This window comes from Paenibacillus radicis (ex Gao et al. 2016), from assembly GCF_014641555.1.
Classification (GTDB): domain Bacteria; phylum Bacillota; class Bacilli; order Paenibacillales; family Paenibacillaceae; genus Pristimantibacillus; species Pristimantibacillus radicis.
The window spans coordinates 208,867-219,411 of record NZ_BMHY01000003.1; the positions used below are offsets into that span (position 1 = coordinate 208,867).

The window sequence follows — 10,545 nt, forward strand, 5'->3', positions numbered from 1 at the left end:
TACTAAAAACAAAAATAATTGGATCTTTTTACAGTCCGTCTTTCACTTCTATACTGTTCATTAACGACATGAATGAAGAGGTGTATCGAGATGACGACAGATACTCTGCGACTGCAAGGAAAACGAGCAGATTTGCTTCGAATGGACGAGCACCATGCCAAGCCTTTGCTTGAAGCTGCACAGGAAATGGCGAGCTGGTCTCTTTACTTGAAACCTCTCCAAACACTCACAGATGTGCAGCATTTCATTGGTAAAGCCAAACAAGAGGAAGCAGCCGGTACATGCATTCCTTATGTCATCTGGGATCATACGGGGCAAAAAATCGTCGGCAGCACCCGTTTATTCGACCTCTCCGCGGAGCATCACAGTCTGGAGATCGGCAGTACATGGCTGAACCCTGCCGTCTGGCGTACTCGGATTAACACGGAATGCAAATACTTATTGCTGCGCGAGGCATTTGAACACCTCGATATGCTGCGTGTGCAAATAAAGACCGATCTTCGCAACCTTCAATCCCAAACGGCCATTGCACGCATCGGAGCTGTTAAAGAAGGTATTTTACGCAAACACCGTATTCTTCACGACGGCTACGTACGAGACACCGTCATGTACAGCATTACGAATGAAGAATGGCCAGGTGTCAAAGCCAAGCTGGAATCGATGCTGGAGCAGCAATAGCCGAGTAATTGTACTCTCATTATAAATAAATGCCTCCAGTACCTGACTTGAACTTCCTGCCATTCACCTTTTTTCTTTTCCCTATCAAAATGTAAATCTGCAGGTTGTCCGCCGCTTTTTCGACGATTTACCGCATCAAAATGCAAAAGTGCAGTTTGATCGAACTAAAAATCGGCTATAGCGCGAAATTCATTGATTTCAAATGCACTTTTGCATTTTGAACGCTAATTTGGACCTTTTGAGACTAATCAGCATGCACTTTACATTTTGTTTCTTAATTGACCTGGAGAGACAGCCTGTGGAGCATTACCGCTTTCGATTGGACTCTTTACTCCGTGATTTGACGCGCTTGAAGTCAGCCTGATGGTCCCCTCAATTGCTCAATTCTATATGCAAGTTTAGAGTTAACTAGATATGATCATCCAAAGCACGCAAGTTACTGAAAAATATAGGCCGCTCAGCATGTGCTAAGCGGCCTTTTTAGGTTGACGCTAATTTTGTTTAACGGATGCTGCTACAGCTTGAGACCGAGATCCAACGTTACATTCAACAAACGAAGAATCATAACGACGGATTCTGCACGAGTGGCTGTCGCATTCGGATCAAACTTGTTCTCACTTTTACCGCTAATGATGCCTGCTTCTGCAAGTTGGTTGATTTGGGCTTCCGCCCAGCTTCCCGTCACATCTTTAAACTTGGAATCGCCTGTAGCCTCACCCAGCTTCAATACCTTCGAGAGAATGGCAACCATTTCTGCCCGGGTGATTTCATTATTTGGTTTAAATGACCCGTCTTTATAGCCGCCAATAATGCCATTTGCTTTCAGTGTATTAATTGCACTGGCTGCCCAATGACCTTGGGTATCTTCAAAAGAAGCATCTCCCGTAGACGAAATTCCCAGTGCCTTGACCAGCATACTCGCAAACTCGGCTCTTGTAACACTTGCATCGGCTTGGAAGGTGCCATCCTCATAGCCGCTGACAAAACCGATTTTGGCAGCCAGTTCGATTGCAGAGGCGCTCCAGCTATTCGCATTAACGTCTGAGAATGAAACCGTGGTGTCTGCAGCAGCAGCTTTTTGAACCTTTTCCTTCACCACTTCTGCTTTGATAAGCTTCTCATCAAGAGCAGGCTTTTCTGGCTTCTGCGATGGTGTTGGTGTCGGACTCGGAGTTGGTGTCGTTACTGGTGGCGTACCGCCGCCAGTGCCACCGCCAGGACCGCCGCCGTTGCCTCCACCTCCATCTCCTCCACCATTGTTACCGCCGCCGCTTCCTGTTGCAACCATGTGAAGTGTATTCAAATTGTACAAATTGCCTTTCTCCACAGTGAATTGATCCGTAGTCAGATCTTTATAGCCCGGCTTTGTAATTGTTAACGTGTACGTACCATCCGGGATATTAATGAGAGAGAAAATGCCGCTACGCGGTAAAGTTGTCGTGACGGTATCTGTTCCGTTAACTCTAACAATAGCATTGTCTATGGCCTCATTACTCTCGTTCCGAACTGTTCCTAATACTTGTGAATAAAAAACATTAAAATCCGGTATTAATGTAACTTCATTCTCGTTAACCACATTGTTATCTGGTGTAGTATGAAATGAAACATAACCCGTTTTTTCCACTAATAAATGGAATAGTCCTGCAGGTACGTTCTCGCTTACAAATACGCCATTATCATCAGTTACTACCGTTTCGAACAAAGTACCAGGATATTCTCCGGTATAAATACTTACCGAAGCACCGGATAATCCCTCTCTCGTTTCCAAATCTCTAATCTTCCCTTTTACGGAGCCCGTCTTATGCGAGCCAGATGTCGTCATTACCACAACTGGAATAGAGACAGTTTTATCATCCAGTTTTGCTGTTACTGTAACTCCTTCTCCTTCACTCACTCCAATGATTTCACCAGTACTGGAGACATTCACAATTGAAGGATTCGAGGAGGTCCAGCTAACCTTTGATGTCACATCACCATTGGTTCCGTTACTGTAAAGAGCCCGGATCGATGCCGTTGCCGTTTTACCTACTTGAAGCTCCAATTGACTCGGATTGGCTGTCAAAAAGAGAATTGTTTTGGGATTCAACTCCCCCTCTTCTACAAGAACGAGATCGCTCGGATAAACAGACACACCTCGTACAACTGAAAAACTTTCTGTAACCAAAGGCTCGTATCCTTCCTTGGTAACAGTCAGCGTATGCATTCCAAGGGGCACATTATTCAGCTGGAAAAACCCTGATTGTTCTGGTGTAGTTACTTGATATTCAGTACCTGTCAGGGTTACCGTAGTGCCTCCGATTTCAAAGCCTCGTGTATCCCTGATTGAACCAGAGATTTGAGAAAATGCCATGTTATACGGCTCTATGGTTACGGTCTCATCGTTTATGGACTTCTTGTCAGTCATCCAATTGCCCGGAACATAATTATCTTTTCTAAACAATAAAAAAATTCCCCCTTCTGGTACATTATTGAACGTATATGTACCATCTGTATCAGTGACAGTTGAACCAACTTCAATTCCTCCACCGCCGGGAATATAAAATAATCTCACTTCAACCTCACTTAATGGAGCATTGGTTGCTAAGTCATTAACAACCCCTGTTACGGTTCCTGTTCCGATAGGTTTAGGTCTTGCAGTCACAACGACAGGAATCGTAACTTCCTTGTCCTCGAGCGCAGCCGTTATCGTCGCGCTTCCTTCTTTCATTCCAAAAACTCCATAACTAGCTGCTTCAACGACTGCAGGATTGGAAGAAGTCCATCTTACCCTCGGCGTCACATCAGCAGAAGAACCATTGCTATAATGAGCAGTGATAGTTACCCCTGTTAATTGACCAGCCTCTACCTCAATGGACTGCCGATTCGCAGTTAACTCTATGACCGTTTTAGGTGGAGGTGGAGTTTCACCATCAGCCAGAAGCGTAATATCACCTAAAGAGACCCTTGCTCTTTCACCCAGAAATACCGTAAAACTTTCTGTTAGGTCCTGGTATCCAGGTTTTGTAATGAGCAATGTATAAATTCCATGAGGCACATTTGAAAATTGAAAATACCCTGAAGTTTCCGGAGTAACAACATAATATGGCTGACCAATTATTTGAACCTCAACACCGCCGATTTCAGCGCCTTGCGTGTTTTTCACTATACCGTGAACCAGAGTAATCTCCATAAAATAAGGCATGACTGTAACAACATCACCTGCAACTGCCGTATTGCCATTTGGAATAAAATTTGAAGATAGATACCCTTCCTTCACAATATTCAAATAAAACTTGCCGGCAGGTACATTGTCAAACGTGTACACGCCGTCATTGCCGGTAACAACTGAGCCTACTTCTTCTCCCCCTGCGCCATCCCCACCGGTGAATATTTTTACCGCAACACCGCTCAAGGGGCTGTTGGTTGCCAGATCATTAATAACCCCGGTAACGGTTCCCGTATCAGGAGCTGCCGACACTGCACTGCTGCCAAATAAAGAAACTAGAAGAGCCACTAAAGTAACCATTGAAACAAACATTTTTTTTGAAGTTTTTTTGGACTTCGGTCTCATGCTATTACCTCCATTTTTATAAGTTTTTATAATAGGATAATTGGCCTACGCAATAATCTAAAAGACCCATAACATTGGCAAATTATTCAATATTAGATTCTACTATATTTGTAAGCAAATTGAAATGATAGAAATCCAGATCGTTTCAAGTAAATTCCGTAATAGCAGTTATCATGCTGAGCAAGCAGCAATTTTGTGATCACTAGCAGAAAATTGTAACCATTTGGCATGTATACGCATTTATTTTTATCATTTTCCAGCAAATCGACAAGATGAATCTCCCTAATTCGAGCTTTTCCGATATAATACAAATAAGAAACATGCTTATTCATCATTCATCTACTACATTCACTTGTTAATAAGGAGATACATATGACCGAAAACATCCTCGTACGAAATAACGTAAACGTGATAGGAACAGGTGCACAAACGATTGTATTCGCGCATGGCTTCGGATGCGATCAAACGATGTGGCGCTATATCGTTCCTAACTTTATCGAAGACTACAAGGTTGTATTATTCGATTATGTAGGCTCCGGACAATCTCAAATTAACGATTATGATCCTGTCAAATATAGTGATTTGCAAGGCTATGCCCAAGACGTGCTGGAGATTTTGGACGCGCTGGCGTTGAAAAATGTAATATTCGTCGGGCATTCCGTCAGCAGCATGATCGGCCTGCTCGCATCTATCCGCGGCGGCTCGGATTATTTCGAGCGCATCGTTATGATTGGGCCTTCACCGCGCTATATGAACGACCTGCCTGAGTACTACGGAGGCTTCGAAAAAAGTGATATCGAAGAGCTGCTGACGATGATGCAGTTGAATTTTATCGGCTGGGCCAGCTATCTGGCACCCATCGTTATGCAAAATCCCGAACGTAAGGAGCTCACAGAGGAATTAGAGCAAAGCTTTTGTTCCAGAGATCCTCGTATTGCCCGTCAGTTTGCTGAAGTGACCTTTTTATCCGATTGCAGAAGCATTCTTCCGGACGCAACGGTTCCGACGCTTATTCTGCAATGCTCGCAGGACAGTATCGCTCCGGTCGAAGTCGGGCAATATTTGCACGCTCATCTTAAAAACAGTACGCTCCAACAAATGACAGCAAAGGGTCATTACCCTCAGCTCAGTCATCCTGAAGAGACGACCCAGCTCATTAAAGCGTATTTGGCAAACATGTAGCATCTGGAGGATCGGCATATGGACATTCAATTAGATAAAGCTCCCTGCGGTTACTTCTCCATTTCAGACAGCGGCATCATCCTAACCGTGAATCAAACTTTGCTGGATATGCTGCTTTATGAACGTCATGAATTGCTGGGCCGGCATATTGAGTCCGTCATGTCGGTTACCAACAAGCTTTTTTTCCATACGTATTTTTACCCGTATATCCAGATGCATGGCCATGTCAATGAGATGTACTTCTCGCTCCGGACGAATTCACAGCAAGACTTACCGGTCCTTCTGAATGGAATTCGCCAACAGCGAGATGGAGAGACAGTTATTGATTGCGTTGCCGTCGTGATGCGCAAGCGGATCGAGCATGAGCGTGATATTCTCCATTCAAAAACAAAGCTCGAAGAATTATATCAGGCTACTAATGAGGCCAATCATAAACTCGAAGCTTTGCATGAAGAATACGAGGTTAAGCAGCAGGAGCTGCTGCGGATTAATCTGCAGCTGGAAACGATGGCCTCTACTGATCCGCTGACCGGACTGCATAACCGCCGGTTTTTCCAAGTCAGCCTGCTGGCTCTGCTTCTATCCTTCCGGGAAACCGAGAAGCCATTCTCGCTGCTCATCATCGATATTGATCATTTTAAGCGCATTAATGATACGTTTGGACATCCTGCAGGCGATGCCGTACTTGTCCATTTGGCGAGACTGCTGGAGTCGATGGCCAGTGACACGGACATTGTCGCGCGCTTTGGGGGCGAAGAGTTCGTTGTCATTCTTCCGGGCACAGATGAGGATACTGCTCTCTTAACAGCTGAGAGATACCGGTCTGCAATCGCTAACTCTCCATGCGGCGAACATAACATTACCGTTAGTATTGGCGCTTCGACCGTACGCCGTGGAGATACCGATGAAACGCTGCTCCATCATGCGGACACCGCACTTTACGCCTCTAAAAGCAGCGGACGAAATCGGGTTACTCATTCCAATCATCTAGTACCAGCCTCAGATTGACGCACTCACCACCAAACAGCCGCTCCTGCGAGAAGGAGCGGCTGTATTTTTACCGTTGTAAGAAGTCCTTCTCTATCCATGAAAGACAGCCAATAGCCGATATAGAAATGGTATCGATTCAATAAATAGGAAATAGCCTTGGCTATTCGAAGGGATGAACGTAACTCATGGTGAAACATCTGCGTATTGTTGCATTTCTAATCGCAGTTTCTTGCTTATTCAGCGCTTCAGCCGCCTATGCCGCGCCACTCAACCAAAGCGTGAACGAGGAGGACGATGGCGATGGAGTTGTGGTGTATGCGCCGGAAACGGATATTACGAACCACCCTGCAGAGCGTCTGTTCCAATGGGCTAAAATTCAGCGTATCGTTGACGGATATCCCGACTTCAGCTATAAACCCGATCAACTCATTACGGAAGCTGAATTTATTAAAATGTTATATAGAGCCTTAGGGTTCGCTATACCAACAGCAACTAGACCAGGACCTGGCTCAGATTGGACCGACGGGCCTTATCGGGTGGCAGCTAAATTCAATCATGCTCCTCAAGGTGCTTCAGATCAAAAGCTTAGATCGGAGCCCATTACTAAACTGCACGCAGCAGAAATCATTAGCTCTGCCAATGGGGTTCATTATAACGGCGATGACGCTATTGCCTATTTGATCGGATACGGAATGGCAAACAGCAGCGCCAAAACCCCAAACGACTTTCATGGCAACGATACCTTTACCCGAGCAGAGGCACTTCAGTGGATTCGACAGCTCTTGCTTAGAGGCATGATGTCCATTCAAATAAGGCCGAAAGCTCCTAGTGATCGTCATTTGCTTCCTTCCTTACCTGCTTCAGCGCTTGGAACCTTACCAGATTTCAGTAAAGTCCCGCTTGAAAGCGAAGATTTCAACCTGCTGGGAGCCGATCCATTTCCGACAGTGAGTTGGGGAGCATCCAAGCCATCCATCGATGATCTTTTCGGATATTCAAAGGAAAAGGATATGTTCTCACAATACAGTTATCCCGATTTCTCTGCCCACTTCAATAAAAAGGGACAATTGGATGCATGGTCTGCCGAATACTTCGAGGACGAGGACGAGGACGTCTCACATACAAATCCACGCTTGCGTACGAATAAAGGAATTATTTTGGGAGAGAGCACGTTAACCGATGTTTTAGAGGAGTACGGGACAATCGGATATATGCATAGAGGAATGGCTACCTATAGTTATTTAAAAAACGCAGACGGGTCGTTCACTCCAGTTGACGGTTACACCTCTGCGAACCAATTTAGGGATCTTGAAAACATGTATGTTCTTTCTTTTTCTTTTGACATAGACAGCCTGGCCGTCAATTCCATATACGCATCCACTGCTTCCTATTCGTTTAATCCAATGACGAATCCTAGTCATCTACACTAGCCGTTAGAAAATTTGCAGAAAAACAATAAATAATGAACAAAACGGCTGCTAAATTGGACATCCCATTCTATAGATGGTAATCTTCTGGAGTACGCTACTTATCTTATGAAGGAGGACTACCTGATGAAAAAGAGATCAATTGCGTTTTTATCTGCTGGCATCGGGTACTCTACCGCTGTTTTTTTCTAGAATTCATTTCGACGGGATAGGTCTGTCCAAACGAATGAAACGACTAAAATACAGCGAAATCATAGCGGTACAGCCGTTATGAGCTTCCTAATCGATAAGGAGACGTTATTACATGACAAATTCAGCTCATACAACCGTTCAAAGATATAATCCAGAAAGCCTTGCCAAGCCTGTAGGCAGCTATAGCCATGTTACCAAAATAAGCAGAGATGCCGAGATGTACGTTTTTTCCGGTCAAATCGGTATCGATCAAAATAATGTTATACCAAATGATTTCAATCAGCAGGTTACCCATACGATGGACAATATCGTAAACATTCTTGCTTCGCAAAAGTTAACGCCCGACCATGTCGTTAAAGTAAACATTTGGGCTACACAAGAAATCGACTGGGACCACTTTTATGAAATTTGGAACCGTGTATTCGGCCCCACCCCGCCATCCATGACGATCGCTTATATTACTGCATTGGGCCTGCCCGAGCTGAAAATCGAGCTGGATGTCTGGGCTGCCGGCTAATCCTTTATACTTCATATTAACGAGAGGATCATTCCTCTATCAAGAAAGAGCCTCGGAACCTACTCCGAAGGCTCTTTTTCCTTATACCAGCTGTATAAATTATTTAGCTGCTCCATAGTTTTGAATGTACTTCCCTCAGCATGCACAGTACACTGTAGATAACCAGAATATCTCAGTATTAGCCCTGAAAAGAGGATGCCTGCTATGAACACTATTAACCCTATACGGCACCCCGCCGCTAAATCCAATCCCTTATACGCATCTTTCTTCAAACAGCTGCTGCGCAACTATTTATTCGGCTCGACAGTAGCCGTGCTTGGCTTCGGCGGCGTCATTTTATTCAACACGCTGAACATACCGATGCGAGAACTAGCCATACTCAGCGGCGTTCTTCTTACTTCACTCACGTTCATGCTTATTTGTGAAATATTCGTATTCAACCGGCATCTGCAGCCGATACGAACAATCTTTCAAATCGCATCGCCAACTTCCGAACAGCTGAAAGCTGCTTACCAGCAAACCCATCGCTTTCCGATGCTTTCGGTTAAACGCACATTTGGGCCGCATTTTATGGGAATGTCCTTTCCAGCTATTATCTTATGCCTGCTGTTCATCCAACTCGAGTGGGTGTCACTCCCTTATCATTATCTCCTTATCGCAGGGGCAGGGGCATTAATGGTCGCCAGTATGCACGCGATGATCGAGTTTTTTTTGACGACAACAGCCATTCGACCTGTGGTCTCCCATATCCGCAGTCTCCATATCCAGCTATACGGACAAGATATTTCATTAGGCGGTGAGATTCTCGTCTCCATAAGGACCAAATTTCAGCTTAGCGCTTTTCTGATTGGGACACTCCCTTTGATCCTATTCACGTTGGCTTCTCAAATTCGTCTTGATAGTGCATCCGGTAATGGCAACGGCACTTACTGGCAATGGGCCGTCATCATTCTGATCATCGGCATTTCCTTCTCCATTCTGGGAGCCTCGCTGCTGTCCCGCAACATCCAGGACCCGATACATACGATTCAGACCGCAATGAGCAGCGTGCAGGCAGGCAACCTGAACACCCAGGCTGACGATATCTACTCTGATGAATTTTCCAAGCTCGTCGCCGGCTTCAATCATATGGTCACGGGGTTAAAAGAACGCGAAGTTCGCAACAACCAGCTGCTGCAAAGCTACTTCTTCACGCTCGCTGCCGCGCTTGACGCCAGAGATGCATACACGGCCGGTCACTCCGAACGCGTCGCCCGTTACTCCATGCAGATTGGCGAGCTGGCTGGCTGGGACGAAGCTCCCCTGCAAATTTTGTATAGATCCGCTTTGCTGCATGATATCGGCAAGATTGGCGTACGAGACGCCGTTCTGCTCAAAGAAGGCAAACTGACCGACGAAGAGTTCGATCAGATCAAGCAGCATCCCGTGCTGGGAGAAAAAATATTGAAGCAAATCGAGCCTGCCGACGCGATGGCCGACCTGCTCCCCGGCATCCGCTCCCACCATGAGCGTTATGACGGCAAGGGTTATCCGGACGGCTTGGCCGGTGAAGCGATCCCTCTAATTGGCCGTGTTATCGCTATTGCGGACGCCTACGATGCGATGACCTCCGACCGTCCCTACCGGAAAGGAATGTCCCGCGAGCGGGCGCTCGCTATTCTGGAAGAAGGCCGCGGCACCCAATGGGACCCGGAGCTAACCGCTCGTTTTGTCGCGTTTAAGCAAGCAACAGCTTCAGACAGCCTGTAAAAGCAAACAAAACGCTTCGCTCCCCTATGTGGAGAGCGAAGCGTTTTTTCCGGTTGGAGAGAAGTAACCGTATCTCTCAAAGATGTTTCAGTTCTGGCTCATATGATATGCAGGAGGAATATTAGACAAACATACGATTGTACAGTACAGGACCCAATGGAAAATCTCCTCTCACATATCCAAACCACGGCGTCAATCAAGAAACAAAATGTAAAAGTGCATGCTGATTAGCTCTAAAAGTCCGAAACTAGCGCTCAAAA

The 10,545-nt window shown here is 45.6% G+C and carries 7 protein-coding genes; 6 read left to right on the forward strand and 1 reads right to left on the reverse strand.

From position 1 onward, the window contains the following. The first annotated feature begins 90 nt into the window (after positions 1-90). Positions 91-678 (forward strand): GNAT family N-acetyltransferase, encoded by a 588-nt coding sequence (locus tag IEX98_RS09610; protein ID WP_229692070.1) that lies wholly within the window; start codon positions 91-93, stop codon positions 676-678. A 514-nt stretch (positions 679-1,192) separates the two neighbouring features. On the opposite strand, the gene IEX98_RS09615 is transcribed toward IEX98_RS09610, so the two are convergent. Further along, positions 1,193-4,228, reverse strand: a complete 3,036-nt coding sequence (locus tag IEX98_RS09615; protein WP_188888743.1) for a carboxypeptidase regulatory-like domain-containing protein — start codon at positions 4,226-4,228, stop codon at positions 1,193-1,195. Positions 4,229-4,600: 372 nt separating this feature from the next. Here IEX98_RS09615 and IEX98_RS09620 point away from each other — a divergent pair, with 372 nt between their 5' ends. The 5 genes from IEX98_RS09620 (at position 4,601) to IEX98_RS09640 (ending at position 10,285) form a co-directional block, all read left to right on the forward strand. Continuing rightward, the gene (locus IEX98_RS09620) at positions 4,601-5,410 is read left to right on the forward strand and encodes an alpha/beta fold hydrolase (RefSeq protein ID WP_188888744.1); all 810 of its coding nucleotides are present in this window, start codon (positions 4,601-4,603) and stop codon (positions 5,408-5,410) included. Positions 5,411-5,428: 18 nt separating this feature from the next. Then, a complete protein-coding gene (locus IEX98_RS09625) occupies positions 5,429-6,418 on the forward strand; it encodes a sensor domain-containing diguanylate cyclase (protein ID WP_188888745.1) in 990 nt (329 codons plus the stop codon). A gap of 167 nt (positions 6,419-6,585) precedes the next feature. After that, positions 6,586-7,830 (forward strand): S-layer homology domain-containing protein, encoded by a 1,245-nt coding sequence (locus tag IEX98_RS09630; protein WP_188888746.1) that lies wholly within the window; start codon positions 6,586-6,588, stop codon positions 7,828-7,830. Positions 7,831-8,131: 301 nt separating this feature from the next. Continuing rightward, positions 8,132-8,536: a RidA family protein gene (locus tag IEX98_RS09635; protein ID WP_188888747.1), complete on the forward strand. Its 405-nt coding sequence runs from the start codon at positions 8,132-8,134 to the stop codon at positions 8,534-8,536. A gap of 204 nt (positions 8,537-8,740) precedes the next feature. After that, positions 8,741-10,285: an HD-GYP domain-containing protein gene (locus tag IEX98_RS09640; protein WP_188888748.1), complete on the forward strand. Its 1,545-nt coding sequence runs from the start codon at positions 8,741-8,743 to the stop codon at positions 10,283-10,285. Positions 10,286-10,545 lie beyond the last annotated feature (260 nt).